25 protein-coding genes and 5 pseudogenes are annotated in these 25,262 nt (G+C 62.4%); 13 read left to right on the top strand and 17 right to left on the bottom strand.

Annotated features, from left to right (window positions below):
* Positions 1 to 81: 81 nt before the first annotated feature.
* Together AC4LFW_RS18655 and AC4LFW_RS18650 are read right to left on the bottom strand one after the other, a co-directional pair.
* Positions 82 to 813, bottom strand: a pseudogene (locus AC4LFW_RS18655) (AMP-binding protein); the annotation flags it as partial.
* On the bottom strand, positions 797 to 1,486 hold the full coding sequence (locus AC4LFW_RS18650; RefSeq protein ID WP_125863943.1) for a thermostable hemolysin: 690 nt from the start codon (positions 1,484 to 1,486) through the stop codon (positions 797 to 799). The gene AC4LFW_RS18650 and the pseudogene AC4LFW_RS18655, both read right to left, overlap by 17 nt.
* Before the next feature lie 192 nt (positions 1,487 to 1,678).
* Here AC4LFW_RS18650 and AC4LFW_RS18645 point away from each other — a divergent pair, with 192 nt between their 5' ends.
* The 6 genes from AC4LFW_RS18645 to AC4LFW_RS18620 all read left to right on the top strand — a co-directional run bounded on the left by AC4LFW_RS18645 (position 1,679) and on the right by AC4LFW_RS18620 (position 7,689).
* Complete coding sequence (locus AC4LFW_RS18645) at positions 1,679 to 2,362, top strand: response regulator transcription factor (RefSeq protein WP_003302056.1); 684 nt, start codon at positions 1,679 to 1,681, stop codon at positions 2,360 to 2,362.
* Positions 2,352 to 3,629, top strand: a complete 1,278-nt coding sequence (locus AC4LFW_RS18640) for a sensor histidine kinase (RefSeq protein ID WP_313507455.1) — start codon at positions 2,352 to 2,354, stop codon at positions 3,627 to 3,629. Before AC4LFW_RS18645 ends, AC4LFW_RS18640 begins: the two co-directional genes overlap by 11 nt.
* An 81-nt stretch (positions 3,630 to 3,710) precedes the next feature.
* A complete protein-coding gene (locus AC4LFW_RS18635) occupies positions 3,711 to 4,388 on the top strand; it encodes a class I SAM-dependent methyltransferase (protein WP_014821490.1) in 678 nt (225 codons plus the stop codon).
* A 2-nt stretch (positions 4,389 to 4,390) separates the two neighbouring features.
* Complete coding sequence (locus tag AC4LFW_RS18630; RefSeq protein ID WP_041754586.1) at positions 4,391 to 5,110, top strand: lipopolysaccharide kinase InaA family protein; 720 nt, start codon at positions 4,391 to 4,393, stop codon at positions 5,108 to 5,110.
* The gene (locus tag AC4LFW_RS18625; protein WP_014821488.1) at positions 5,100 to 5,528 is read left to right on the top strand and encodes a diacylglycerol kinase; all 429 of its coding nucleotides are present in this window, start codon (positions 5,100 to 5,102) and stop codon (positions 5,526 to 5,528) included. Before AC4LFW_RS18630 ends, AC4LFW_RS18625 begins: the two co-directional genes overlap by 11 nt.
* A 10-nt stretch (positions 5,529 to 5,538) precedes the next feature.
* A complete protein-coding gene (locus AC4LFW_RS18620; protein ID WP_103455114.1) occupies positions 5,539 to 7,689 on the top strand; it encodes an LTA synthase family protein in 2,151 nt (716 codons plus the stop codon).
* Between the two features lie 13 nt (positions 7,690 to 7,702).
* Here AC4LFW_RS18620 and AC4LFW_RS18615 read toward each other — a convergent pair whose 3' ends face one another.
* From AC4LFW_RS18615 to AC4LFW_RS18590, 6 genes are all read right to left on the bottom strand, one after another.
* Complete coding sequence (locus tag AC4LFW_RS18615) at positions 7,703 to 8,185, bottom strand: hypothetical protein (RefSeq protein WP_034064863.1); 483 nt, start codon at positions 8,183 to 8,185, stop codon at positions 7,703 to 7,705.
* A 92-nt stretch (positions 8,186 to 8,277) separates the two neighbouring features.
* A complete protein-coding gene (locus AC4LFW_RS18610) occupies positions 8,278 to 8,742 on the bottom strand; it encodes a periplasmic heavy metal sensor (RefSeq protein ID WP_064481056.1) in 465 nt (154 codons plus the stop codon).
* Positions 8,739 to 9,167, bottom strand: coding sequence for an anti-sigma factor family protein (locus AC4LFW_RS18605; protein ID WP_125863946.1), 429 nt, complete (start codon positions 9,165 to 9,167; stop codon positions 8,739 to 8,741). The genes AC4LFW_RS18610 and AC4LFW_RS18605 overlap by 4 nt, the downstream gene beginning before the upstream one ends.
* A complete protein-coding gene (locus AC4LFW_RS18600; protein ID WP_103455116.1) occupies positions 9,160 to 9,720 on the bottom strand; it encodes an RNA polymerase sigma factor in 561 nt (186 codons plus the stop codon). The genes AC4LFW_RS18605 and AC4LFW_RS18600 overlap by 8 nt, the downstream gene beginning before the upstream one ends.
* Before the next feature lie 149 nt (positions 9,721 to 9,869).
* Complete coding sequence (locus AC4LFW_RS18595) at positions 9,870 to 10,394, bottom strand: diheme cytochrome c (protein ID WP_103455117.1); 525 nt, start codon at positions 10,392 to 10,394, stop codon at positions 9,870 to 9,872.
* Between the two features lie 10 nt (positions 10,395 to 10,404).
* Entirely contained in the window at positions 10,405 to 10,812 is a 408-nt protein-coding gene (locus AC4LFW_RS18590) for a DUF1924 domain-containing protein (protein WP_103455118.1), read from the bottom strand.
* Between the two features lie 140 nt (positions 10,813 to 10,952).
* On the opposite strand from AC4LFW_RS18590, the gene AC4LFW_RS18585 reads away from it, so the two are divergent.
* Positions 10,953 to 12,548 (top strand): 2Fe-2S iron-sulfur cluster-binding protein, encoded by a 1,596-nt coding sequence (locus AC4LFW_RS18585; RefSeq protein WP_003118424.1) that lies wholly within the window; start codon positions 10,953 to 10,955, stop codon positions 12,546 to 12,548.
* A gap of 144 nt (positions 12,549 to 12,692) precedes the next feature.
* Positions 12,693 to 12,926, top strand: coding sequence for a hypothetical protein (locus AC4LFW_RS18580; RefSeq protein ID WP_031655603.1), 234 nt, complete (start codon positions 12,693 to 12,695; stop codon positions 12,924 to 12,926).
* Here AC4LFW_RS18580 and AC4LFW_RS18575 read toward each other — a convergent pair.
* From AC4LFW_RS18575 to phnC, 7 genes and pseudogenes are all read right to left on the bottom strand, one after another.
* On the bottom strand, positions 12,919 to 13,278 hold the full coding sequence (locus AC4LFW_RS18575) for an MBL fold metallo-hydrolase (RefSeq protein WP_230357762.1): 360 nt from the start codon (positions 13,276 to 13,278) through the stop codon (positions 12,919 to 12,921). The two genes, AC4LFW_RS18580 and AC4LFW_RS18575, sit on opposite strands and share 8 nt — an antisense overlap.
* A 96-nt stretch (positions 13,279 to 13,374) precedes the next feature.
* Positions 13,375 to 13,680, bottom strand: a pseudogene (locus AC4LFW_RS18570) (IS5/IS1182 family transposase); the annotation flags it as partial.
* Positions 13,681 to 13,787: 107 nt separating this feature from the next.
* On the bottom strand, positions 13,788 to 14,657 hold the full coding sequence (locus tag AC4LFW_RS18565) for a LysR family transcriptional regulator (protein WP_003118428.1): 870 nt from the start codon (positions 14,655 to 14,657) through the stop codon (positions 13,788 to 13,790).
* Positions 14,651 to 15,661: a phosphonate dehydrogenase PtxD gene (ptxD, locus tag AC4LFW_RS18560; protein ID WP_003118429.1), complete on the bottom strand. Its 1,011-nt coding sequence runs from the start codon at positions 15,659 to 15,661 to the stop codon at positions 14,651 to 14,653. Before ptxD ends, AC4LFW_RS18565 begins: the two co-directional genes overlap by 7 nt.
* Before the next feature lie 8 nt (positions 15,662 to 15,669).
* Complete coding sequence (phnE, locus tag AC4LFW_RS18555) at positions 15,670 to 16,497, bottom strand: phosphonate ABC transporter, permease protein PhnE (protein WP_010466252.1); 828 nt, start codon at positions 16,495 to 16,497, stop codon at positions 15,670 to 15,672.
* A gap of 8 nt (positions 16,498 to 16,505) precedes the next feature.
* Positions 16,506 to 17,369 carry a phosphate/phosphite/phosphonate ABC transporter substrate-binding protein gene (phnD, locus tag AC4LFW_RS18550; RefSeq protein ID WP_010466255.1) on the bottom strand — a complete coding sequence of 288 codons (864 nt, stop codon included), beginning with the start codon at positions 17,367 to 17,369 and terminating at the stop codon, positions 16,506 to 16,508.
* The gene (gene phnC / locus AC4LFW_RS18545) at positions 17,366 to 18,193 is read right to left on the bottom strand and encodes a phosphonate ABC transporter ATP-binding protein (protein WP_003118432.1); all 828 of its coding nucleotides are present in this window, start codon (positions 18,191 to 18,193) and stop codon (positions 17,366 to 17,368) included. The genes phnD and phnC overlap by 4 nt, the downstream gene beginning before the upstream one ends.
* 272 nt (positions 18,194 to 18,465) lie before the next feature.
* Here phnC and AC4LFW_RS18540 point away from each other — a divergent pair.
* Both AC4LFW_RS18540 and AC4LFW_RS18535 read left to right on the top strand, forming a co-directional pair.
* A pseudogene (locus AC4LFW_RS18540) lies at positions 18,466 to 18,804 on the top strand (tyrosine-type recombinase/integrase); the annotation flags it as partial.
* A gap of 148 nt (positions 18,805 to 18,952) precedes the next feature.
* A complete protein-coding gene (locus AC4LFW_RS18535) occupies positions 18,953 to 21,838 on the top strand; it encodes an AAA family ATPase (protein WP_491821000.1) in 2,886 nt (961 codons plus the stop codon).
* 62 nt (positions 21,839 to 21,900) lie between these two features.
* Here AC4LFW_RS18535 and AC4LFW_RS18530 read toward each other — a convergent pair.
* Positions 21,901 to 22,206: pseudogene (locus tag AC4LFW_RS18530) on the bottom strand (tyrosine-type recombinase/integrase); the annotation flags it as partial.
* Here AC4LFW_RS18530 and tcmP point away from each other — a divergent pair.
* Positions 22,204 to 23,007 (top strand): annotated as a pseudogene (gene tcmP, locus AC4LFW_RS18525) (three-Cys-motif partner protein TcmP); the annotation flags it as partial. The pseudogenes AC4LFW_RS18530 and tcmP overlap by 3 nt on opposite strands.
* Before the next feature lie 57 nt (positions 23,008 to 23,064).
* Entirely contained in the window at positions 23,065 to 23,697 is a 633-nt protein-coding gene (locus tag AC4LFW_RS18520) for an HAD family hydrolase (protein WP_003292660.1), read from the top strand.
* 86 nt (positions 23,698 to 23,783) lie between these two features.
* Here AC4LFW_RS18520 and AC4LFW_RS18515 read toward each other — a convergent pair whose 3' ends face one another.
* Positions 23,784 to 24,674 (bottom strand): cation efflux transmembrane domain-containing protein, encoded by an 891-nt coding sequence (locus AC4LFW_RS18515; RefSeq protein WP_003292661.1) that lies wholly within the window; start codon positions 24,672 to 24,674, stop codon positions 23,784 to 23,786.
* Positions 24,675 to 24,766: 92 nt separating this feature from the next.
* Here AC4LFW_RS18515 and cadR point away from each other — a divergent pair, with 92 nt between their 5' ends.
* On the top strand, positions 24,767 to 25,171 hold the full coding sequence (cadR, locus tag AC4LFW_RS18510) for a Cd(II)/Pb(II)-responsive transcriptional regulator (protein WP_003292662.1): 405 nt from the start codon (positions 24,767 to 24,769) through the stop codon (positions 25,169 to 25,171).
* The last annotated feature ends 91 nt before the right edge of the window (positions 25,172 to 25,262 follow it).

Below are 25,262 nucleotides of genomic sequence, written 5' to 3'. Positions count from 1 at the left end.
AGGTGGCGTAGTCGCCCAGCGCGCCGACCACGGTCACTGCGCCGTCGCGCTGGTCAGCCGGGGCGCCGCTCATGGCGTCGGCGCCAGCAGCAGCTGCGGCAGCAGGATCAGGCTGTGTGGCTGGCTTGCCTGCAGCGTGGCAAGCAGGCGTGCCAGCTCGAAGCCCGCCGCGCCGCTGAAGCCGATTTCGGCCAGCGGGCGCAGCTCGACCCGCGCACCGGCCAGCAGCGGCGCATAGAGCCCGGCAATGTTTTCCAGCAGGGTTGCCAGCGGCAGTACGCAGAGGTGCTGGCGCACATCACACGGCAGGCTGGCCTGCCACAGGCTCTCGGCCACCGCCAGCTGCGCTTCGGCATCCAGACACACGCCCTTGGGCTGGCCGGTAGTGCCGGAGGTATAGGTGATCTTCAGCGTGCCGGGCGGCACTGGCGTGACGGTGTCCGGCTGGCGCAACAGCAGGCCGGCTTCGCCTGGCTGGAAGCCGCAGCGCTCGCTGAGCGGGCTGACGGCGCCGATCAGGCAGTCAATGCCGGCGTGCTGCAGCACGTGCTCCTGCTGCGCCGCGGAAAAGAATGCCGGCAGCGGCACGCAGACCAAACCGGCGCGCAGCAGGGCCAGGTCCCACAGCGCCCACTCCAGACCGTTGTCCAGCGTCAGGGCGACGCGCTGCACGCCGAGCCGTTGCAGATGGCTGGCGCGCGCGGCCACCTCATGGCGCAGTTCGGCGTAGCTCAGTTGGTGCGGCCCTTCGCTCAGCGCGATGCCGGCGTGCTGGTCGAGCGTCGTCCAGAAGCGTTCAGCTGCAGGCTGCATGGGGCGCCTCCGTGGTGTCGAACAGCGGCTGATAGCCGAGCCGCGCATAGAGGCCGAGCTGCAGCAGGCGCTGGTGGCCGGGCAGGATCTCGCCGGCCATCAGCTGTGGCCGGCAGGCGTAGTAGCTGCCCCAGTCGGCCAGCTCCTCGCCCATGCGCGCCGGGTCGGCCAGGCCCAGCGGCAGCGGATCGAGCGCCAGGCGCTGGAAGCTGTTAAGCAGTGCCGGCGTGCCGGTGAACACCACCCAGCGAAAGCCCTGAGCGACCAGCAGATCGGTCAGCGCGACGATCAGCAGGCGCGCCGAGGCATTGCCGAAGGCGGCGAGATTGCCAACCTCGACGATCTCCTCGCGCGGCACCGTACGCCCATGGCGCTGGCTCACGGCCTGCTCGATGGGCTCGTCCAGATAACGCTCGAGAAACAGCGGTCGACGCTGGGCGCTGCGCAGACCGACCGCGCCATGCACCTCGCCATTGTCGCCATGCAGGCCGAGCAGGCAGGGCATGAAATGACGCACCCGCGCCTGATAGTGCTCGGCGAAACGCTGGCGGATGAAGTCTTCCAGCGCTGTGCGCCGCCCGCCTGCATCGGCCTGCGCCAGTTGCAGGCAGAGCGAAGGCTCGCGGCCAATGCGTGCCAGTACATCGGTGTGATCGACCCAGGGCAGTTCCATCGGGGAACCTCGGTTAGAAGCCTGGGCCGGATTGTTGGGGCGCAAACTTAAGGCAGTCTTAAGCCGCATGGGGCTAAATGCGGGGCTGGCTAGGCGACGTTTTTTTCACATCGTCTCGGCTATGTTCTGCGCCGCGCGCAGGCGTAATAAGCAGCGTCTGCCGTTCCGAAACTTCTAGCGAGTACCCCAGCGATGCGCATCCTGGTCATCGAAGACAACCGTGACATTCTCGCCAACGTGCTGGACTACCTCGAGCTCAAGGGCTACGTGGTCGACTGCGCGCAGGATGGCCTCAGCGGTCTGCACCTGGCCGCCACCCAGGACTACGACCTGATCGTGCTGGACCTGATGCTGCCGGGCATCGACGGGCTGCAGGTGTGCAAGCGCCTGCGCGATGATGCCGGGCGCGATACGCCGATCATCATGCTCACCGCCCGCGATGCGCTGCCTGACCGCATCAAGGGGCTGCAGGCCGGTGCCGACGACTATCTGATCAAGCCCTTCGCGCTGTCCGAGCTGGTTGCCCGTATCGAGGCGATCCTGCGTCGCTGCCAGGGATCGCGTCGCCGGCAGCTGCAGGTGGCCGATCTCTGCTACGACCTGGACACCCTGGAAGCCAGTCGTGGTGGCCAGCCGATTCGCCTCAACCCTATCGGCCACAAGCTGCTGGCGATCCTCATGCAGCGCAGCCCGGCGGTGGTGCGCCGCGAAGCGCTGGAAGATGCCGTCTGGGGTGATCACGTGCCGGACAGCGATGCGTTGCGCAGCCATATCCACCAGTTGCGCCAGGTGCTCGACAAGCCGTTCGCCAAGCCGTTGCTGCATACCGTGCACGGCCTTGGCTTCCGCCTGGCGGAGGACTGCGATGCTCGCTAAGCAGCCGCTGGCGCGGCGGATCGTCATCGCCTTCACGCTGATGACGCTGGTGGTGAGCGGTGCGTTCGCCCTCGGCATCGTCGGCGTCGTGCACTTCATCGAGGAGCAGCTGGTCACCGAGGAGCTGAGTCGCCACCTGGACATCGTGCTCAACGAGGACCTGCCAAAGGGACGGACACCGCAGCTGGATACCAGCACCCACTTCTTCGCCTCGCATCTGCCCGAGCACCCGATGCCAAAGGCGTTTGCCGGGCTCGGTGAGGGGTTCACCGAGCTGGTTCGCGGTGACGATGCCTACTACGTCTATGTGCGCAATGTCGGTGCTGACCGCTACGTGCTGGTGCAGGAGCAGCACGAGTTCGAGGCCCGTGAGGATGCGCTGTTCAACGTTGTGCTGGCCGGCTTTCTGCTCAGCGTGCTCGGCGCCTGGGCGCTGGGGCGGCTGATGGCCAACCGGGTGTTGGCACCGGTCAGCCGCCTGGCCAACCAGGTGCGCCACCGCGACCAGCTGCATCCGCTGGCGCCGCCGCTGGCCCTGCAGTATCCCGATGACGAGGTCGGCCATCTGGCCGCGGCGTTCGACAGCACCCTCGGCCAGCTGCGCCAGACCCTGGAGCGCGAGCGGCTGTTCACCGCCGATGTCAGCCACGAACTACGCACCCCGTTGATGGTGGTGCTCGGCGCCTGCGAGCTGCTCGAGCAGCAGGCCGAGCTGTCGCCAGCCGCGCAGCGACCGCTGGCACGCATCCAGCGCGCCGCGCGGGAAATGCACGAGCTGGTGGAAACCTTCCTGATGCTGGCGCGGGCGCGTCCGCAACAGACGTCCTTGGCCGGCGACGCCAGCTTGCGGAGCGTGGCGACCGAGCAGAGCGAGCGCTGGGCACCGTTGCTGGCGGAGAAGGGCCTGGCCTTCGAGCTGCTGGAGGAGGGCGAGGACCGCGGCGTCTACAACCACACCCTGCTCGGCACGGTGATGTCCAACCTGCTGCGCAACGCACTGCATTACACCGACCGCGGCACGGTGCGGCTGGTCCTCGACGAAGGTGGCTTTCGCGTCGAGGACAGCGGCGTGGGCATTCCCCTGGCGGAGCAGGAGCGCATGTTCCAGCCGTTCGTGCGGGGTGCCGAGGGGCGCGGCGAAGGGCTGGGGCTGGGGTTGTCGCTGGTCAAGCGGATCTGCGCGCACCAGGGCTGGCAGGTAGGTGTGGTGCCGCGGCAACCGCAGGGCAGCTGCTTTCAGGTGCGCTTTCATGACGGCGCTGTTTGACGTTTTTTTCACATCCCGTTGACGGGCCCTTGATGTCTGGCTGGTTAGTTTGGCGTTCCGTTTCCAACCGGAATGCCCGCCATGACGACATCGAGCCCTATCGAACTGGAGTTCTCGCGCAAGTACGATCGCCAGCACGCCTACGAATACCTGCACAAGCATCAGGATGGCCTGGCCCGGCGGCTGTCGCACTGGCGTGACGAGCAGATGGCGCGCCGCGCACTGAAGATCGCCGGCGATCCTGATCTGGTGCTGGACCTGCCGTGCGGCGCCGGGCGCTTCTGGCCGCTGCTGGCCGAGCACCCAAGCCGGATGATCTTTGCCGCCGACAACTCGGCCGACATGCTGGCGATCGCCGAAGCCTCGCAGTCGCGGGAAATCCTCTATCGGGTCGAGAGCTTCCAGACCTCCGCCTTCGCCATCGACATGGGTGACAACGCGGTAGACAACATCTTCTGCATGCGCCTACTGCACCACATCGCCGACCCGGCGCACCGGCTGGCGATGCTGCGTGAGTTCCACCGCGTCACCCGTGACACGCTGATCGTCTCGCTGTGGGTCGATGGCAACTACAAGGCCTGGAAGCGCAAGCGCCTGGAGCGTCGCCGGCCGGCGAAGGACAACCAGAACCGCTTCGTCGTCGCGCGCTCGGTGATCGAGGCGGAGTTCGCCGAGGCCGGCTTCGACATCCTCGACCGTAATGACTTCCTCCCGGGCTACGCCATGTGGCGGGTCTATGTGCTGCGCAAGCGGGGTTGAGCATGAGCCGACCACTCGTATTGCCGGCCCGAGAAGCGCGTACCAGCACCTTCCAGCGCTGGTGGAACATCCGGGGTGAATGGGTCGAGGAGCCCAATCAGCGGCGCGCCGGCGAAAGCGGCGTGCAACGGATACGGATGCGCGATCCGCAACAACCGCTGCTGTACTGCAAACGGCAGATCGGCCACCTGTATCGCTCATTGCTGCATCCTTTTGGCAGGCCCACGGTCCTGCGCGAACTGCAGGCGCTGCAGGCCTTCGGCTGGCTAAGCGTGCGGGTGCCGGAACTGATCTACTGCGGCACGCGACAACAGGCCGGGCAGTGGCAGGCGCTGCTGGTGACGGCGGAGCTGGAAGGGTTTGTCAGCCTGGAGGACTGGTATCAACAGGAGCTGGGCGAGCGCTTCGGTCCGGCGGTACAGGAGCGCATGCTGACAGCGGTCGGAATTAGCCTCGGTCGCATCCACCAGGCGCGCTGGCAGCACGGCTGCTGCTATCCCAAGCACATCTTCATCAAGGTTCACGGCGAAGGTGACGCGGCCAGCGTCGAGGTCGCCCTGCTCGATCTGGAAAAGAGCCGCCGCCGGCTACGTCGTAGCGCCGCGGCACGGCATGACCTGCGCCAGCTCAAGCGTCATCGCCAGGCCATGCCGGAACAGGACTGGCAACGATTGCTGGCCGCCCACCGCACCTTCAGCGAGTTGCGCTGCGATGTCATCTGAGCCGACCAGCGTGGTTGCCGATGGTGCGGCTGGCGTTGACGTGCCGGCGGACGGCGCGGCCCTGAAAGGGCGCAGCGGTCTGACGCGGCTCTGGTATGCCGCCGGCTACTCCGCCGCCGGCCTCAAGGCCGCCTATCGGGGCGAGGCGGCGTTTCGCCAGTTGGTGCTGCTGAACCTGCTGCTGATTCCGCTGGCCTTCCTGCTCGACGTCAGCCGCGTCGAGCGCGCCGTGCTGATTGCCGTGGTGTTTCTCGGCCTGATCGTCGAACTGCTCAACTCGGCCATCGAGGCGACGGTCGACCGCATCTCTTTCGAACTGCATCCGCTCGCCAAACAGGCCAAGGACATGGGCAGCGCCGCGCAATTGCTGGCGCTGTGCCTGATCGGTCTGGTCTGGGCGGTGATTCTCATCCCCTGAAGGACGTACCATGCTTTCCTCTTTGCGACGCTCTGCTCGAGAGCGCCCGGCGTCCGGCTTCAATGGCCTGGCCGCCCACCTGCGCTTCACGTTCGCCTGTGCGCTGGCCCTGCTGGCGCTGTTCGCGCTGTTGCGGCTGGGCTTGCTGCTGTTCAACCGCGAGCTGATCGGCAGTACACCGCTGGCCAGCTTCGTCGAGGCGTTCGGCAACGGCCTGCGCTTCGACCTGCGGCTGACGGTGTACATCCTGCTGCCACTGCTGCTCGGGGTGCTGAGCATGCGAGTGATGGCCGCCCGGGGCCTGCTGCGGCTGTGGTTGAGTGTGTGTGCCAGCCTGACGATCCTGCTCGGGCTGATCGAGCTGAACTTCTATCGCGAGTTTCACCAGCGCCTCAATAGCCTGGTGTTCCAGTACCTGCAGGAAGACCCGGCCACCGTGCTGAGCATGCTCTGGCATGGCTTCCCGGTACTGCAACTGCTGGCGAGCTGGGGTGTGGCGAGCGCGGCGATGTACGCGCTGTTCGGCTGGCTGGAGCGGCTGACCCGTGGCGCGCCGGCTGTGCGCGAGGCCGGCGCACGCCGCCGTGGCTCGACCTGGTATACCCGCACGGCGGTGTTCACGCTGCTGGTGCTGGTCAGTGTGGTGGCCGCGCGCGGCACGCTGCGCCAGGGACCGCCGCTGCGCTGGGGCGATGCCTTTACCACCGAGTCGATGTTCGCCAATCACCTCGGCCTGAACGCGACACTCTCGCTGTATGACGCCGCGAAGCACCGCTTCTCCAGTCATCGCGACAACAGTTGGAAGGCGACGCTGCCGGCCGAGCAGGCGCAGGCGATCACCCGCGAGCTGCTACTGACCGGCAACGACCGGCTGGTGGATGCCGAGCTGGCGCCGGTGCGCCGTGACTTCCAGCCGCCGGCGGACGGCCAGCTGGCGGTGCGCAACGTGGTGGTGATCCTCATGGAGAGCTTCGCCGGCCGCTATGTCGGCGCGCTTGGCAGTGCCGACGGCATCACGCCGAACTTCGACCGCCTGGTCGGCGAGGGGCTGTTGTTCGAGCGTTTCTTCGCCAACGGCACCCACACCCACCAGGGCATGTTCGCCAGCATGGCCTGCTTTCCCAACCTGCCCGGCTTCGAGTACCTGATGCAGACGCCAGAAGGCGGCCATCGCTTCTCCGGACTGCCGCAGCTGCTCGGTGCGCGGGCGTTCGACGACGTCTACGTCTACAACGGCGATTTCGCCTGGGACAACCAGGCGGGGTTCTTCGGCAACCAGGGCATGAAGCGCTTCGTTGGCCGCAACGACTATGTGAATCCGGTGGTTTCCGACCCGACCTGGGGTGTTTCCGACCAGGACATGTTCACCCGCGCCGCCGAGGAGCTGGGCAAGCTGGATAACGGCGCGCCGTTCTATGCGCTGCTGCAGACGCTGTCCAACCACACGCCGTATGCGCTACCCGAGCAGTTGCCGGTCGCTGCTGTCGAGGGGCATGGCGCGCTGGACCAGCATCTGACGGCGATGCGTTATTCGGACTGGGCGCTGGGGCAGTTCTTCGACAAGGTGCGTAACCAGCCCTGGTTCAAGCAGACCTTGTTCGTCGTGGTCGGCGACCACGGGTTCGGCGCGCCGGAGGAAGTCACCGAGATGGATCTGCTGCGCTTCCACGTGCCGCTGCTGCTGATCGCCCCGGGCGTCACCGAGCGTTTCGGCAGCCGTCGCGAGGTGGTCGGTACGCAGGTGGACGTGGTGCCGACCATCATGGGCCGCCTCGGTGGAGAGGTGCGTCATCAATGCTGGGGCCGCGATTTGCTCAGCCTGCCGGCGGACGATCCGGGTTTCGGCATCGTCAAGCCGTCGGGCAGCGACCAGACCGTGGCGCTGATCCGCGGTGATCGGGTGCTGGTACAGCCCAAGGAGCAGCCGGCGCGGCTGTATCGCTATCGCCTGGGCGGTGAACCGGCTGGCGAGCGGATCGCCGCTGCCGAGGATCAGCCGCAGCTGCTGCGCCAGCTGCACGCCTACCTGCAGACCGCCACCGCCAGCCTGCTGGCCAACACCAGCGGAGATCGCAGCGGCGAGGGCGAGTCGGAAGCGGTGGCCGCCGAGGTGCCGCTCGCGGTGAAAGCGGCCCCGCCGGCACGGCCGGACAAGGGTTGAGCGCGGCGGTCGATCAGTGTTCCAGCGGCTTGAAGCTGTCGTCGGCGAAGTAAGTGGCGTAGTCGCCCAGCGCGCCGACCACCGTCACCGCGCCGTCGCGCTGACCGGCCGGGGCGCCGCTCATGGCGTCGGCACCGGCGATTAGCTGGGCGATGATCAGGTGCAGCTGCGCGTCGGCCTCGGCGCTCAGCTTGCAGTTCTCCACCATGTAGGCGACCTGGCCGCGCACCGTCTCGGCCAGTTCGCCGTAGCGGGCGGCGGGCAGACGGTCTTCGTGGATCGCCGGCAGCGCCTGGCGCATATCGTTGTTGATGGTGCCCATTGCCTGGCGCAGCGGCGCGTCGGTGGCCCAGCGCTTGCCGGCATCGAGTTGCAGCGCCGGCGCGCCTTCGCCGTGGCCGTGGTCATGGCTGGTGGCGGCGAGGCTGGTGCCGGCGTGGCCGAGGGTGCCGGCGAGGATGATGGCGAGGGCGAGAGCGTGGGGTTTGCGGATCATCGATAGAACTCCATTGAGCGAGCCGGCGAAGTGCGGCTCCTGATGTTCTAACGCAGGCGCGACGGTTTTGTTCCATCGCGCCGTGCAATCCGTCATTTGCGGTGCAATTGCTCGATGCTGTCGGCGCCGAACGACTGCTGCGTGAGCACCTGGGCGAGCCGCGCGCGCTGCTGCGGTTCGAGGATCTCGCGCTCCTGCAGCAGCTGGTCGATGAGTAGGCGCTGCTGTTCGTTCTGCAGTTCGGCGATCTTCGCCTGCTCGGCGTCGATTACCGCGCGGTCTACCTGTTCAGCGAAGATCGCCTCGATCAGCCGGTTGCGGTGTTCGCCGAGGCTGGCGTTGGAGGCGCGCAGGTAGGCCAGGAACGGCGCCTCGGCATCGTGCCAGCGCTGCAGCTGGCTGGCGCTCAGTTGCAGCTCGCGCGACAGCTCGGTCGGTGCGCCAGAGGGCATCGGCAGGCCATCGCGACTGAGTTTCTGCCAGCCGAGGCCAGCGAGCACGCCGACGTTGACCAGCACGGACAGGACCAGGGCGTTGCGCAGGGTGGTGTTGCTCATTTCAGGTTTACCTTCAGGTAGCAGAATTCGGGGCGCGCGCAGAGCGCGCCAGGTGGGGTGCTGCCGAGGACGGCGAGCAGGTCGTGGCGGGGTGAGCTGCCCGGCGGCTGGCCGGGCAGGGCATAGCCGAGCAGCAGGCCGAGCAGGACCGACGCCGCGGCGCCGATACCCTGCGCCCAGTGCCGGGCCCACCAGCTGCGCACGGGCGGCGGCGCGAAGGGCCGCTGCAGACGCGCCTGCAACTCGGCCGGCAACTCCGGGCAGGCCAGCGCACGCAAGCCCTGGCCGAGCCCGTCGAGTTCGGCCAGGGTGGCGCGACACTGCGGACAACCCGCCAGGTGGGCGGCGGCGTGGCGCTGTGCGGCGGCGTCGAGTTCGTTGTCGAGGTAGGCGGACAGGATCGCCATGTCCAGATGCTCAGTCATCGAGGGTGCCTCCGTTGGCCTGGCGATAGCCGTGCAGCAGCGCCTCGCGGGCGCGTGCCAGGCGCGACTTGACGGTGCCGGCGGCGAGCTGCAGCGTGGCGGCCAGTTCGTCGTAGGCCAGCCCCTCCACCTCGCGCAGCAGCAGGATCTCGCGCTGTTCGTGGGGCAGGCGGGCTAGCAAGCGTTCCAGCAATGCCAGATCGCGCCCGGTCTGCAGCCGGCTCAGCGGCGATGGCGCCGGATCGACCGGCTCGGCCAGTTCCTCCGGCGCCACGTCGACGTGGCGTTGCCGCTGGCGCAGCGCATCCAGCGCGGCATTGCGTGCGATCTGCAGCAACCAGGTCTGCAAGCGTGCTTCCGGGCGCCACCTGGGCAGCGCCTGGAAGGCGCGGATGAACGTTTCCTGAGTCAGGTCCGCGGCCTCGTCGGCGCTGCCGAGCAGGCGGCGGAGGAAGTGGAAGACCCGCGCCTGATGGACGCGCACCAGCGTGCCGAACGCCTGGCGATCACCACGCGCGGCCTGCTGGATGAGGTCCTGTTCGCTGTCGTTCATTAAGCGCTCGTCTGGGCTGACCGCGCAGGGCGCCGCTAAAACCTGCTGCGTTGCCAACGCCTCAGTTTTTGCAGTGCCCATGCGCTGCCGTCCGGGTTGCCGCAGGGATATAACGCAACGGTTGGCAAAATGTTCCGGCTATTTTTGTCTCAGCGCGGAATCTTCACCCGGTCCTCGTCGAAGTCGCCTTTTTCTGCGTCGCGATGGCAGGCCACGCAGTTGAAGCGGCCGCCGACCGACTCGCGGGCGAACTTGGCTTCGCTGACCTCGTCGTGTTTGTGCTCGAACCAGCGCGTCTGGCTGATGCGTGGCGGCTCGCCGGCGGTGGGTGACGGCTCCACCGGCAGGCGGTTGACGGCCGAGGCGCGGACCAGGAAGTCGAGGATTTCCTTTTCCTGCACCGGGTCCAGCGACGCGTTGCTGCCGTAGTGATCGCCCAGGGTGCGCATCTGCTCGCGCCAGGCATCTGCAGGCATCAGGCCAGGAGAATAGAGCATGTGGCAGGCCGCGCATTCTTCCTTCCACACCAGCGGTGCATCGCTCGGTACCGACAGGCGCTTGGGCCGCTTGTAGCCCTTGCGCTCGTGATGGTCGTCGTCATCGGCGAAGCTGAGGCCGGCCAATACCAGGGTCAGGCCCAGCCCGGCGACGGCAGCGAGGGGTGCAATCTTCATGGCGGGCTCCTTACTTGATGCTGTCGATCCAGCTGATGAAGTCACCCTTTTCCTGCGCGGTGCATTCACGGGCGTAGACGTCGTCGCAGTTGCGGCGGAACCATTTCTCGACCTTCTTCAGGTCGGTGAAGCGCTCGGGGTTGGCTGCCGGCGCCAGCGGATCGACCTTGCGGTGCGCCGGCGTCTTGCCGGGCTGACGCGGGTCGGCGGTGTGGCAGGTGGTGCAGCTCATGGTCTTGCCGTTGCGCTGCTCCTCGGCGAAGTACAGTGCCTTGCCGCGCTCGGCGGAGAAGCTGGTGAAGTTCGGATTCTCCTGACGCGCCTGTGCGGCGTAGCCGGCCAGCAGCGGGTGTTCGGTTTTGGCCAGGGCCGGCAGGCTCAGGCAGCAGGACAGGAGGATGATCCAGCGGGCTTTCATGGTGCGCTCTCCGGTTGGGAATGAGCGCAGCCTAGGCGCGCTACCTTACGCCAAGCTGAAGCGCAGCGGTCGGTGCCGTTCAGTTTCGTTTCAGCTCGCAGGAATACAAAGGCGGCATCCATTCAAAGAGGATCGCCGTCGTGGCTGCTTTCAATCGTTTCCGTCTGTTCCACTGGCTGCTGGCCGGTTTCTTTCTTGGCGCCTACCTCAGCGGTGACGACGCCGAGACGCTGCATATCTGGTTGGGCTATGGCCTGGTGGCGCTGTTGATGTGGCGCCTGCTGATCGTGCCGCTGCGCCTGCGCGGCTTCCCGCAGTTGCTGCCGCCGAAGGGCCAGCGGAGCAAGCCCGGCCTGTCGAGCGTCGGCAAGTGGCTGACGGTCGGCGCGCTGGGCAGTTTCGCCATTGCCAGCGTGGTCGGCCTGGGTATGGTCGACAACGGCGATGTGCTGGCCGCCCTGCCGGGCGTGGGGCCGGATGTCTTCGGCGCTGCCAGCGACATCGATTTCATCGGCTGGATGGGCGATGCCGAGGAGGTGCACGAGTTCTTCGCCAATCTGGGGCTGTGGCTGATCGGCCTGCATGTCGGCTATGTGCTGCTGTTCCGCCGCAAGTCGGTATGGCCGATGCTGCGCGGCGTGCCCAAGGCGGGGCCGGCTTCGACTGCACCTTCGGCTTCGACGTCGACACCGGCAACGACGTCGGTCGCGACCGCGTTCGCATCGGCGCCAGCGCCTGCCGCCGGGGAGTTCACCCGTCTGCGCATCGTCTCACGCCAGGCCGAAACCGCCGACAGCTGCTCGTTCACCCTGCAGGTGCCGGCCGCCCAGCGCGCACGCTTTGCCGCGCAGCCGGGGCAGTTCCTCACGCTGAAGGTGCCCGCTGCCGAGCCGGCGCTGCTGCGCTGCTACTCGCTGTCGCAGCGACCGCAGGCGGATGGCGCGCTGCGCATCACCATCAAGCGGGTGCCCGGCGGCCGCGCGTCGAACTGGCTGCTGGACAACCTGCAGGCCGGCGATTGCATCGAGGCGCTGCCGCCGGCCGGCGTGTTCGTGCCGCGCAACCTGGATGACGATCTGCTGCTGCTCGGCGCCGGCAGCGGTATCACGCCGCTGATGGCGATCCTGCAGGCGGCGCTGGTCGAGGGCAGCGGGCAGGTACGGCTGTTCTATGCCAGCCGCGATGCCGCCTCGCTGATCTTTGCCGAGGAGCTGGCCGAGTGGTCTGCGCGTTACCCCGATCGCCTGCAGCTGCGCATCTGGCTCGATGCCGAGCAGGGTGTGCCGAGCGGCCCGGCGATTGCCACGAAGATCGCTGACTGGTCAGCCGCCGACGCCTTCATCTGCGGGCCGCAACCGTTCATGGATGCCGCGGGTGCCGCGCTGGGCGAGCGGGGTGTGGATGCGGCGCGTATCCATCTGGAACGCTTTGCCGCCGCAGCGCCGACGGCCGCACCGGGCGGGCGCCGCAGCCGCCTGCGGGTCGCGCTCGACGGTCGCCGTCACGAGCTGGACGTGCCGCGCGGCGAGGTGCTGCTGGAGGCCATGGAACAGGCTGGCCTGCAACCGCCGAGCGCGTGCCGCTCGGGTGTCTGCGCCGCCTGCAAGTGCCGGGTGGTGGAGGGCAGCGTGAGCATGCGCAGCAACCAGGTGCTGAGCGAAAGCGAGGTGCGTCAGGGCTGGGCGCTGGCCTGCCAAGCCGAACCGCGCAGCGCCGAACTGCAAGTCGAATACTGACGTGTGGGAAAGGCCGCTGGCCGTTTTCCACCCTGCGCATCGGGTGATCGACGGGGCGTAGGGTGGATAACGGCGCAGCCTTATCCGGCAGTACCTGTGCCTCTGGCCGGTGGAAAAAGCGATTGGCCATTTGCCGAGGGTGGAGTGGCGACGGTCACCGATGGATTTGCCGCAGGCCGAGCCGGCGCCGTGGCAGGGGTAGATCTCGATGCGTTCGCCGAGCGGCAGGTAGCGGGTGAACAGCGTGGCGTAGAGCTGCGCTGCCAGCTGCTTGGTGCTGTCCTCGCCGAGCAGGTCGGGGCGGCCGACGTCGAGGTTGAACAGCGTATCGCCGGTGAACAGCGCGAAGGGCGCTTCGCCCTGCTGGCTGTCACGTAGCAGCAGCGAGATGTGCTCGGGGGTGTGGCCTGGCGAGTGCAGCACTTCCAGGCTGACCTGACCCAGTTCCAGCACCTCGCCGTCGTCCACCTGACGCAGCCCGAAGGCGTAGTCCGCCGATGATCTCGGCGCCGCAGCGTTCGGCCAGCGCCTGGGCGCCGGAAACGAAGTCGGCGTGGATGTGCGTCTCGATGGCATAGGCGATGCGCAGGCCCTTGTCGCGCGCCAGGTCGAGGTAGACCTCGACGTCGCGCCGCGGATCGATCACCGCGGCGACGGCGGCCTTGCTGTCGCCCACCAGATAGGAAATCTGCGCCAGACCTTCGGTGTAGATCGACTCGAATACCAGCATGCGTGTGCCTCCGTAATCCGTGAGGGTTACGGATGTGAGCGCCGGTTGGCCGCCGGCGTTCAATCGCAGCGGGTCACTTGCGGACCAGCAGCACCCCGTGGTTTCGTCGGGGATGCGCTCCAGGTTCAGCCCGGCAAACTGGCGCAGGATCGTGGTTTCGTACAGCGCTTCCTCCATCGCTGGATCGCTGTAGCCGAACCAGTTCTGCAGCAGATGCACACGCAGCATCGCCATCAACGGGTAGGCCGGACGGCCACCTTCACCCTTCGGATAATGTGGCTCGATCAAAGCAATCAAGCCCTTCCACGGCACCACCCGATCCATCTCGATCAGGAACAACTCCTTGCGGGTTTGCTTGCGCTTGCCAGCGTACTCGGCGTCGGCGAAGGTCATCTGCTTCATCGGGAAACTCGGTGGGTGGGGTCGCGGTATTTTGCCAAATCAGAAAGTCTTTTTCAGAGTTTCCCTAGGCTGACAAGCCAAGCGCTGGATCGCAACCATCCATCACCTTATCCAGCTAGATCCGCCTCCTCCAATAAGTGCCGCACAAATCCCGGCGGGTGCAGATTTCCGGGAGGTTTGCGCCAGATCAGTTGGAGACGCTTTTCAAGCCCCGGGATGGGAAGAGCTACCAGCGCGCCACTGCGAACTTCGTCTTGTACTGCGGAAGCCATCACCAACGACACGCCGAGTCCCGCCCTCACTGCTTGTTTGACTGCCTCGGTGCTGCCTAGCTGCATACCGCTGCGAGGCACGCCCAGTTCGCCAAAGTATTCGGTCAGAAGCCGTCCGGTACCGCTACCCGGTTCACCTCCCAGCATCGGCAGGTCCACCAGACGATCACGTTCTATGCACCCTGCTTCAGCCAGCGCATGGTCGGGGCTGACGATAAGCACCAGCGGCTCGACCCGCCAGAGGCGGTATTCGAAGTCGGGGTGAGGTAGCCACCATTCCATGATCGCGGCGTCGAGCTGGCCCGCCAGTAGCTGGTCGGCCACATCCGGGTTGGCGGCGATGCGCAGATCCACCTCGCCCCTCTCATTTGCGGTCGTCAGATAGTTGCGCACGAATGGCTGGAGAAGGTAGGTGCCGATGTTGGAGCTGGCCCCGACGCGCTCACGATTGCCATGCAGGGCTTCTAGCGCCCGGGCGTGCATGTCGAGCAAGGCGGTCGCATGCGGCATGAAGGCCAGCGCCCGTGTGGTAGGCTGGCAGCCGCTACGACTGCGCTGCACCAGCGTTACGCCGACCTGCTCTTCAAGCTTCTGCAAGTGCTGCGACACCGTCGGCTGGGCCAGCCCCAACGCCCTCGCCGCGCTCTGAAAACTGCCTGTTTGAACGATCGCTACCAGGCTCTTCAGCCAGACCGGATTCAACATGCGGCAGGCTCGGCCTTGGGCAGACGGTTCGCAGCGTTGATTGGGCGCGCACCTGCCAATACCTGGATGATGTTCTGCGCTGCACAACGTTCAATCTCCAGGCGCACCGCGCGCACTGCCGACCCTATGTGCGGAGTGAACAGCGTATTCGGATGCGCGAGCAGCGCAGGATCGATCAGCCGCGGCCGGTCCGCGCGAGCCCAGTCTTCCATTTCGAATACATCCGCCGCATACCCGCCGAGCTGGCCTCGCTCAAGCGCCGCGAGCACGGCGGCTTCATCCACTACCGAACCACGACAGGGGTTTACAAGCAGAGCGCCCGGCCGTACGAGGGCAAGCAGCTCGGCGTTGACCAGATGCTGGGTATCGGCATTCAAGGGAAGCGCCAGCAGGATGAAGTCCGAGCTGGCGAAGAGTTCGCTGCACGCCACCTGGCGCAGGCCGAGCCGTTGCTCGGTTTGTGTATCCAGAGCCTTCGCCTCGTGGTACTGCAGGGTCGCGCCCCATCCCTGCAAGCGATCAGCCATGGCCAGTCCGATGGCGCCCATGCCAAGGATGCCGACCGTAGCGTTATCCAGCCCCGTGCCGTAGAACTGTGGTTGCCAGCCCTGGAACTCGCCAGAGCGGACGAACGCATCTGCTGCCCGCAGATGCCGCCCCAGCCCCACCGCCAGTCCGATCGCCAGCTCGGCAGTCGGGACCGTCAACAGATCAGGCACGAAGGTCAGCCAGACCCCGCGGGCAGTACAGGCGTCCACATCGAAATTGTCGAAGCCCTTGAGCGCGCAGCCGACTACACGCAGCTCAGGGCAGGCTTGAAGAAAGTCTGCATCGACCCGATCGGGCATGAACGCCATCATCGCCTGAGCATCGCGACAGCGGCGCAGAATTTCCTCGCGCGTCAGCGTGCTGTCGGTCTGGTTGGTCATCAGCTCGCAATGTGGCGCCAGCAGTTGCAGGATCTCATCGTGTACTCGGTGAGTTATAACGAGTTTCGGCAGCATGGTTTGTCCTATTTGAAACGTTTGCGCAGCACGCCACTGAAGGCGTCTACTAGCGTGACCATGGCCAGGATGACCAGCAGGATTGCTGCAACCTCCTGGTACTGCATGATGCGCAGCGAGCCCATGAGTTCGAAGCCGATACCGCCGGCGCCAACCATGCCCATCACGGTGGAGGCGCGAAAGTTGTATTCCCAGCGGTAGATCGCCACGTCGGCGAACTGCGGCGTCACCTGTGGCAAAACCGCGTGCAGCAGCACTTGCATCGGCGTAGCCCCCGCCGCCCGAGCGGCTTCCACCGGCGCTTCGTCGACGTGCTCGATGGCCTCGGCGAAGAACTTGCCGACCATGCCGACCGAATGCAGACCCAGGGCAAGCACGCCCGGCAAGGCGCCGAACCCTACGGCTGCAACGAAGATGATGCCCATGATCAGCTCCGGCACCGACCGCAGGGCATTGAGCAGCACCCGGGCAACACCGAACACAAGGGGGTGCGGCGCCGTATTGCGCGCTGCAACGAAGGCCACCACCAGCGAGAACACCACTGCGATGGCCGTACCGGCGATGCTCATCGCCAAGGTGTCGATCAAGGGGCGAATCCAGCTTCGATAGCCCGAAAAGTCTGGCGGCATGGCCTCGCCTGCCAGGGTCGCGATGGAGGGCAGCCCGTTCAGCAGCGTGGTGGCATCGAGCAGCCCCACGTACCAGCAGGCCAACAGCACCACTCCGAATACAATCGCCACCTGCCCCAGCTGGCGCCACCAACCGAGGCCGAAGCCTCGAAGGATGTGCTCGCGTTGCTCTGCAGGCAGCGCCTGCACGTCGTAATGAGTAGACATATCGGTGCTCACATCGTGGCGAAGTCGAGGCCGAGCAGCGATCCCATGTTGCGGATCACATCGTAGTCGGCGTCGGTGATTGGCGCGAAGGCCTCGGCCTTGAAGTTGCGCAGCACTTCGGGATCGTCGATACCGACGAATACATCCCGCACCTTGGTTTTCAGCTCGGGGCTCAGGTTCGAGCGCATCGCCCAGGGGTACTGGGGGTATTCGCCGCTGTAACCAAGTACTTTCACCTTGCTCGGATCGATTAGGCCACGTTCGGCTACATGATTGAAAATTACCTCCGACAGCCCACCCGCATCGGCGTTGCCGTTCGCCACGTTGACGGCAACGGCGTCATGCGTGCCCACAAAATGTTGTTCGTAGTCCTGCCCACCCGTCAAATCGGCCGTCTCAAGAAGCACGGTTTTGGGAATCAAATGGCTGGACGTCGATGCCCGGTCACCATAGGCCATCTTCTTGCCCTTAAGGTCGGCATACTCATTCACGCCTGACGCCACATTGGCGATAATCACCGAGCGATAGGTCGGCTTGCCGTCGATGACCATGGCAGCGAAGGGCTCGATGTCGCTTTTGCTTTTGGCCATGACGTAGGACAGCGGACCGAAATACGCCAGGTCGATACGGCCAAAGCGCATCGCCTCAATCATCGAGGAATAGTCGGTGGTTACGATCAGCTGCACCTTCTTGTCCAGATGCTCTTCCAGATAATCCTTCAGCGGCTGGTTACGCTTGATCAGCTCGGAGGCGTTTTCGTCCGGCAGCAGGGCAACCTTTAGCACATCCGGATCGGCATCGGCCGCTAGGGCGGACAAACTTGAAACAGCGGACAGCAAGCAAGTCAATAAGAGCGCGGATAAGCGTTTCATCGGGACATCTCCAGTGAAGGTTCGAGCATGACAGGTGGTTCAGCCGGAGCATTCGCTGGCTGAGTCGTAGAGCGGCCTGCATAGATGCGCTCAAGCTGCGCATCGGTGAGTTCCGAGGGCGCGGCATCGAAAACGATCTGAGAATCGGCCAGCCCGACGACGCGATCGGCGAAGCGGCGGGCATATTCGAGTTGATGCAGCGAAACGATGGCGGTGATGCCGTCTTCCTTGCAGATGTCGCGCAGCAATCCGAGAACACGGACCGAAGTGGCCGGGTCGAGACTGGCTACCGGCTCATCGGCCAGAATGATCGCCGGCTGTTGCGCTAGCGCACGCGCGATGCCTACCCGCTGCTGCTGGCCACCGGACAGTTTGTCCACCCGGCTTAGCGCCTTGTCTGCCAGACCGACCCGAGCGAGGCAACTGAGCGCAATCTCCTGATCGGCACGCGGCAGAGGAAACAGCGAGCGGAGCGTGTTGTGAAAGGCCAGCCGACCGGTAAGCACATTAGCCAGTGCGCTTTGACGTTCGATTAGCTGGTGGTGCTGAAAGATCATGGCGGTACGCCGACGATGCTGACGCAAGGCCGAGCCGCTGCCGAGCTCACCGAGTTCGCTGGTGACACTGCCGCCAGTGGGCGTGACGAGTCGATTGAGACTACGGAGCAAGGTCGACTTGCCTGCGCCCGAGAGACCAAGCAGCACGGTGAACTCACCACGCCGAAATGCAATCGAGGTATCGCGTAGGGCTGTCACGCCGCCTGGATAGACGACGCTCAACCGGTCGACCCGCAGCACGGCGTCCTGTATCGGATGGGGCGTCATTTGATCACCTTTCGCAATATTGCTGGCCGCACAATTGCGGTTCGCGATGCAAAGGGTAGAAATTCCTTGTTAACGCACTGCTTCTAAAGGATGACATTTCGATGAATACTTCGAATCTGCCGTAGCGGGGCGGCAAGCGAAGCCGTGGAAGAACGGGCGCAACGTAGCGTCTTTCTTCACGCGGGATACAGGAGGCTTTGATTGATACTGCTGCGGATTCGCTACAGTAACGTTGGGCCAGAACGTAATGCCATCCAAGCAAGAGAGCGCACACTAGGGAAACACGGTCTGCTCTCGCCGCCTGGATACATCAAGCACAGCTCCGGAGCCAGGACTGCCTTTTCCCGAGCAGGCTGCATACATCAGACCATCTATCCACTCGTCAATACGCTCGTATCGTCAAAGGCTGGGTAAAAGCCATTGGCCTAGATCCTGCCATATATGGCACACACACGATGAGACGTACGAAGGCATCGCTGATCTATCGCAGGACGAAGAACCTACGGGCGATTCAAATTCTGCTCGGCCATACGAAGCTTGAGAGCACCGTCCGATATCTTGGGATTGAGGTCGATGACGCTCTGGAAATGGCGGAGCAGACCGAGGTCTGACCATATATTGCGACGGTCGAAGTCAGACCGTCGCTAACCGGCCAAAAGCGGCCGGTAGGACTGCTGAGCTAGTTACTGCAGGTGTCTGCCTGATAGCGAAATGCCCCCGCTCCGGTTAGGCTGAAGATACTTCAGGGAGGGCAGGCGAATGAGCCAGTATCTATTGAGCTTTGCCAGAAGCCACTTGAGTGGCAAATCGGATGGCTACCTGGCCCTTCTCTGGTGCATGGCCAAGGCGAGCCAGGATCGCGGACGCTATTCAGACCACATCAAGTCCTATCTCGCGTCGAACGCTGACCAACTACTGAACACTAATTTTCAGCGTATCGGTGCGCTGTTTAAAAGGGGGCTGGAGTCTAGGCCAGAACTGGACTGGGTGGCGCCTTCAGGCCTCAGCCCATTGCAGGATTTGCAAGTTAAAAACTTCAGGGGCTTCGGCGAGTTGTCTGCGGATGACAGGGGATGCTTTCTGCGTTTTAGCAAAATGAAGAACATCTTCTACGCACCTAATGGTGGCGGGAAGTCTTCGCTTTGCGAGGCGATTGAGTACGGTACGACCGGGCATATCAAAGAAGCAGATCGCCGGAAAACGAAGGTGAAGGCCTATATTGCGAGGGGCAGTGCAAAGCCGACGCTGTCGTTGGTGGGCCGGGACAGAAAAGCCGTGACCAAGAGTCTAGCTTGGTCAGCTTGCTTCATTGATCGCAACCGTCTGCAAGAGTTTTCATTGCTCGGCTCTAAGGATACAGGGAGCGCTGAAAGCGATGTAGTGGCCAGCCTCTTCGGCCTTGAAGAGTTCCAAGAGGTCATCGGGCGGTTCGTGAGACCGGAGAGCTTCAATCTCACCCAGTACTTGAAGCCAGACCAGGCCGAAGCGTTGACCCAGGTTGAATTAGACCGAAAAGACCTCCTTGCCGAGCGCCAGGATCACTTCAACCGCATAAATGAGATCAATAACCAAGTATGCGAGGCGCTCGATCTGCAGTCGGATCAGCAATCCGCTGTTCGAATTAGATTTTTGCGGCTGAAGAGCGATATCGAGATCAAGATCCGCAAGGCGGAGCAACTAAAACTTGCAGAAGCTCCGGTCGTCGATTCTTTCGTTCGAATTGAGCGCGCAGCACGTGCCGCTCGCTACCTCCTTGCCCGAAAGTCGATGATCGAGGCTTTGTTTTTAAAAAGTGCCAAGGATGTTAACTACGAAGCCGTTTACTTAGCCATTCAAGACCTAGGCCAAGTGGAAGAAAATGACACTTGTCCAGCATGCTCTACTCCGTTGCAACTCGTCGTGGAGAACCCATTTGAAAAGGCAAAACGCGAGCTTCAGGCCTTAAGCCGGCTGGAGCGTTTAAGAGCCGCTGACCAGCGCAATGACGAGAAGATTCTTCAAGTCGTTAGAGCGGTGGCTGCTGGGCTTGCGGGAGTCGAAAAGAACACCCGGTTGGATATCCCTTGTCGTCTTCATCTAGACGACCTCAAAAGCGAACTGGCCAACCTCCAGACATCCGCCGACCGAGGAGCGTGTGCGGCATCCGTGCTAAGTCACTTTGTCTCGCTTGTTAGAGATGAGGCAGCCGAGATCGAGACCTACCTAAAGGCTTGTAAACAGAAGGACGAAGTGTTCGCGCAAGCTTCGGAGGAGATCTCCCGCCTGGGTAGATCGGCCGAGTTACTCCAGCAGAAGCAAGATGCAATCAAAGATCTGTTTGGCGCCAAAAATACCTGTAGAAAACTGATTGAGAATGCAGGCGAAAAAATCGCGTGCCTCATTGATCGACGAAATAGTTTAAAACGTGATGATGCCGATACGGCCCGGTTCAATACCCTCATTCGTCAGTTACAGGATGAGTACGGCAACCTCTATCAAGATCTGCTGGGGTACAAACTGCACCTTGAGAAGGCACGTATTACTGGGATCGAGACGAAAGCGGCTGAGTACTACAAAGCCATCAACGATCATGACGATGAGCATGAGCGTATTGATGCTATCCGCTTCGAGAAGATCAACGACAGCTATCGAATCAAGATCAACGCTACGAACGGCACAGTGCAGGACGCTTTCTCGGTGTTGAGCGAAGGGCACCTTCGTGTGCTCGGCCTTTCGCTTCTGCTGGCAATGGCAGAGAAGAATAAGCTCCCACTGATTGTCTTCGATGACGTCGTGAACGCGATCGATAGCGATCACCGGTCGAACATCATCGATCTGTTTTTCTCTGACCGTTACCTTCGGCGTACTCAGATGGTCGTGACAACACATGATCGTCTGTTCTGGGAGCGCTTCTGCATCATCGCTGATCGGCACCCTCAAGCCGATCAGCATACAAGTTGCGTTTTGAGTTATACGAACAAAGGCATCGTGGCGGTCGACCACTCCGGTGGGTTTCAAGGCAAGGTGCACGATGCATTGCGCGTTTATGACGTGAGGCAGGCATTGATCTATTGCCGGATTTGGTTCGAGTCAATCGTGATCGAGTACTGCTTGGAAAATGCCGTGTCTATCACTGCTCAGTTCGGTAAGTCTCAGCTGAAGAAGAATGTATATCTGCAGGTCAGTTTGGAGAGAACCTTCTCACTGATCGAGCCGGTGCTCGCTTACGATCCTGCCCATTTCAATCTGATCAAAAATGATCTGGTGAACTGGGCCGGCCAGAACCAGGAACACCACGCATTTGATGAGGGAAGTTTGAACTTCGTACATTCAAAAACTAGCAAGGAAGTGGTCAGAATCTACGATGCGATTCGCTTACTTGAATGCCAGCTTTTTCCTCTCAAGAAGGACATTGCATGTAAAGCATTGCTGGTTGAAGTGAACGATAAGATCGATCAGTGGGTAGCGAAGCTTGCCAAGCTTGCTCAGGCCCCAGAGGGGGTGCAAAAGGACGCTGAGGCGCGCCTGAGACTCTTGCGCAGGCGGGCAGATGAGCTGACTCAGGAGCTAGCTTACATCGCCGTCTGCCTTGCCGAGATGGCCAAACTGAATCTGCCAAACGGCCAGATGCAGCCGGACGATGAGCTTTTGGAAGAGGAAGGGTAGGAAGCAGCCGTCCGCTTTTGGCCGGTTAGCGACGGCCTGGCTTCGACCGTCGCTATGCATGGTCAAACCTCGGTCTGTTCCGCCATCTCTAGGGCATCATCGACCTCAATCCCCAGATATCGAACGGTGCTCTCCAGCTTCGTATGGCCGAGCAACAGTTGAACTGCCCGCAGGTTCTTCGTCCTGCGATAGATCAGCGATGCCTTCGTACGTCTTATTGTGTGAATGCCATACAGGGCTGGATCAGGGCCAATGGCTTTCACCCAACCTTTGACGATACGAGCGTATTGACGAGTGGATAGATGGTCTGAGATATGCAGCCGGCTCGGAAAAAGGCAATCCTCGCTGCGGGGCTGGGCATGATGTATGGCGATGTGCCGTTCCCTAAGATCAAATGGATTTTCCAGAATCTCAACAAAGCCGAGGTCCTGCTGACCTTCAATGTCGATTTTTTGGTTACGTATCTAGCCGACCGCCAAGCGAACCGGAAAGCCATTGCAAATATCGGCTTGGATCAGCATGTGCCATGGGACATGCTTAAACAGCTGAAGGCGCATCAGCCACGGAGCTGGCAATACCTGATCCAGCGCTATCTGTCCGAGGGGATCAAGCAGGAAAGCGGTGCCCAGTACATGACCGTCTTCTTCATTCGTCCGGCCGGCAGCAACCCGATGGCCTATTGGTTTATCCATCTGGCGAACAACTACCGCGCTAACGATGTGATGAAGAAGATCCACTGGAAATACGGCAACAACTTTTCCCATATGCTGTCGCCTTCCAGCTTTTTCAGCTACGACGCCAATCGGGATATCGCCGTGACAGGTCAGCACGATTTGCTGTTGGATGAGCATTATTTCGACGATGCTACCAATGACCGCATCCGAGGAGAACTTTCGGAGCTCTTGCCCAAACAGGTCTACGAGGTAGAACGGCAACCTTTTTTGGGCCTGATGAGCGGATTGACCAACTACACCATGGCTGACGAGCTTCGCGTAAAGCAGGCACTCGACATTGCTGTCGCGACCGGTGATCTGCTGGCGGTCGACAAGAACGGCAAAACAAGGCGTCGAAAAGGCACAAGCATCAAGTCGACAGATATCCTGATAGCGCCCCCGCAAAGACCCATCTTCTTCGTGCCACCTCTGAAGAAATCCAGTTCAGAAAACTGAGAGGGGCGGCATCGCTCTTCGGGTGGGCGGTTCGCCTCCAACGGTAGAGGTACCGGCATGATACAAGCAGTAGTTTTCGATGTGTTTGGCACGCTTCTCCAGATAGGTGAGCGCCGCCATCCTTTCCGCCAACTGATGCAGAACCTGCGGCTTCAGGGCAAAACACCAAGGCCGGATGACGCACGGACTCTGATGACTCGAAATCTGGGCTTGGCTGGAGCTGCCGATTATTTCGGTGCGCAGTTGAGCAACTCTGAGTTAGCTAGCCTTGAAAGCGACCTTTTCACCGAGCTGGCCAGCGTTCGCCTTTTCGATGATGCGTTGGAGTCGCTAAATCAGCTAAAGGACGCCGGCCTGAATCTCGCGTTGTGCTCCAATCTCGCAGCCCCATATGCGATTCCGGCCAAACTGTTACTGCCGTCGTTCGATGTTTACGGATGGAGCTTTGAGGTTGGGACAATAAAGCCTGAGCCCGCAATCTATCGTCAGATGATCGAACAGCTTGGCTGCGAAGCCTCCGCTATCGCAATGATCGGTGACACGTTGCAAGCCGATATGCTTGGTCCAATTGGGCAAGGCATGCGGGGCTACCACCTACAGCGTGAAGGAAAAGCCGATCAGTGCGGCTTCGTCTCGCTGATGGACTTTGCAGCCCACGTTCTGCAATACCCACCATCCGCCAACGGCTAAAGCGGCGTCGCCAGTTTTAGCTGACGCCGCTAGACCCGGATGGCTTACAGGCATGAAGACACCCTTTTTCTGTAACGGGAGCTCCTTCAACCCTTGAGCGCCAGAATACGCCGAGCGCCGTTGAGAACGATGAATCCCACGACGGTACCGATAATCAGGTCTGGGTAGTTGGACCCAGTCCAAGCGACGAGCGCTCCGGCGACTATGACGCCCATGTTGATGACCACATCATTGGCGGAGAATATCCAGCTCGCTTTCATGTGAGCACCACCTTCCCGGTGTTTGGAAATCAGCAGCAAACAACCCGTGTTGGCGAGCAATGCCAGGAACGCGACGGCCATCATTATCAGCGACTCGGGCTCGCTGCCGAATATAAAGCGTCTGATCACCTCTACGAGCACGCCGAGGGCCAAAATCAGCTGGAGCACACCAGCAAGGTGTGCAGCACGCACCTGCAGATTGACGCTGCGCCCAACCGCATAAAGGGCCAGGCCGTACACTGCCGCGTCAGCGAACATGTCGAGCGAATCGGCAATCAGACCCGCGGACCTGGCAATCAGGCCAGCAGTCATCTCTACCACGAACATGAAGGCGTTGATGCCTAACAGTAAACGTAGGGAGCGGGATTCCTGTGTAGAGTTCGCCGGATTCTCGGCGGCTTTGATCATCTCAGGGTCTGCCGCGACAGTTTTCTGAAGAGTGGCGCCTAGCCCTAACGTCGCCAGCTTTTTGGTTATGGGCTCAACGGCACTGTCATGCATGACATCTAACCGACGGTCCGACAGATCAAAAGTCAGCTTCCGAACTCCGTCCAAACCATTCAGCGCCAAGCGGATCATTCGCTCTTCTGATGGACAATCCATCTTGGGCACGGCGTAAACACTGACCCATTGCCCCGTCGTATCGGAAGGGTTTTGCATATCGGCATCAGCGGCTGGTGTCGCATCGCAGCCGCAGGGACCATCGGACTTGCTCATGATACGGCTCCACTTGAAATCGAAGATGGGATCATTAAAAGCCTTATAGCTACTATAAGGTCAATAACGCAGAGCCGATGAGGATTCACACGATGCGCATTGGTCAGTTAGCAAGGCTAATAGGGATTGATACACAGACGATCCGCTTCTATGAGCAGCAGGGCTTGTTGCCACCGCCTGATCGCCAGGCGAACGGCTATCGTGTCTACACCGAGAAGCATGGCGAGCGGCTAGCTTTCATCCGGCGCTGCCGAATCTTGAATCTGTCACTTCCAGAGATTCACGCACTCCAAAGCTACCAGGATGACCCTCGCCAGCCTTGTACGGCCGTCAATGCCTTACTCGATGATCACATTTCTCAAGTCAGATCCCAGATAACCGCTCTGCAATCACTCGAACGACAACTCGTTTCACTGCGGGCTAATTGCAACGATGGGCGGGAAGTTGAGGCTTGCGGCATTCTCGCCGGAATTAGCGAGGACGCATGCATTAAATGAACGGCGTTGGGGCTTGCGGGCCTGGTTACCCGGCCAACGCGCATGCCCTCGAAATGGTTGTTTGTCCCTGTGGTTTTTGCCCCTTCGTAGT

It is taken from the genome of Stutzerimonas sp. C6.4V (assembly GCF_058536345.1).
This window is presented reverse-complemented; position numbering and strand designations above follow the sequence as displayed.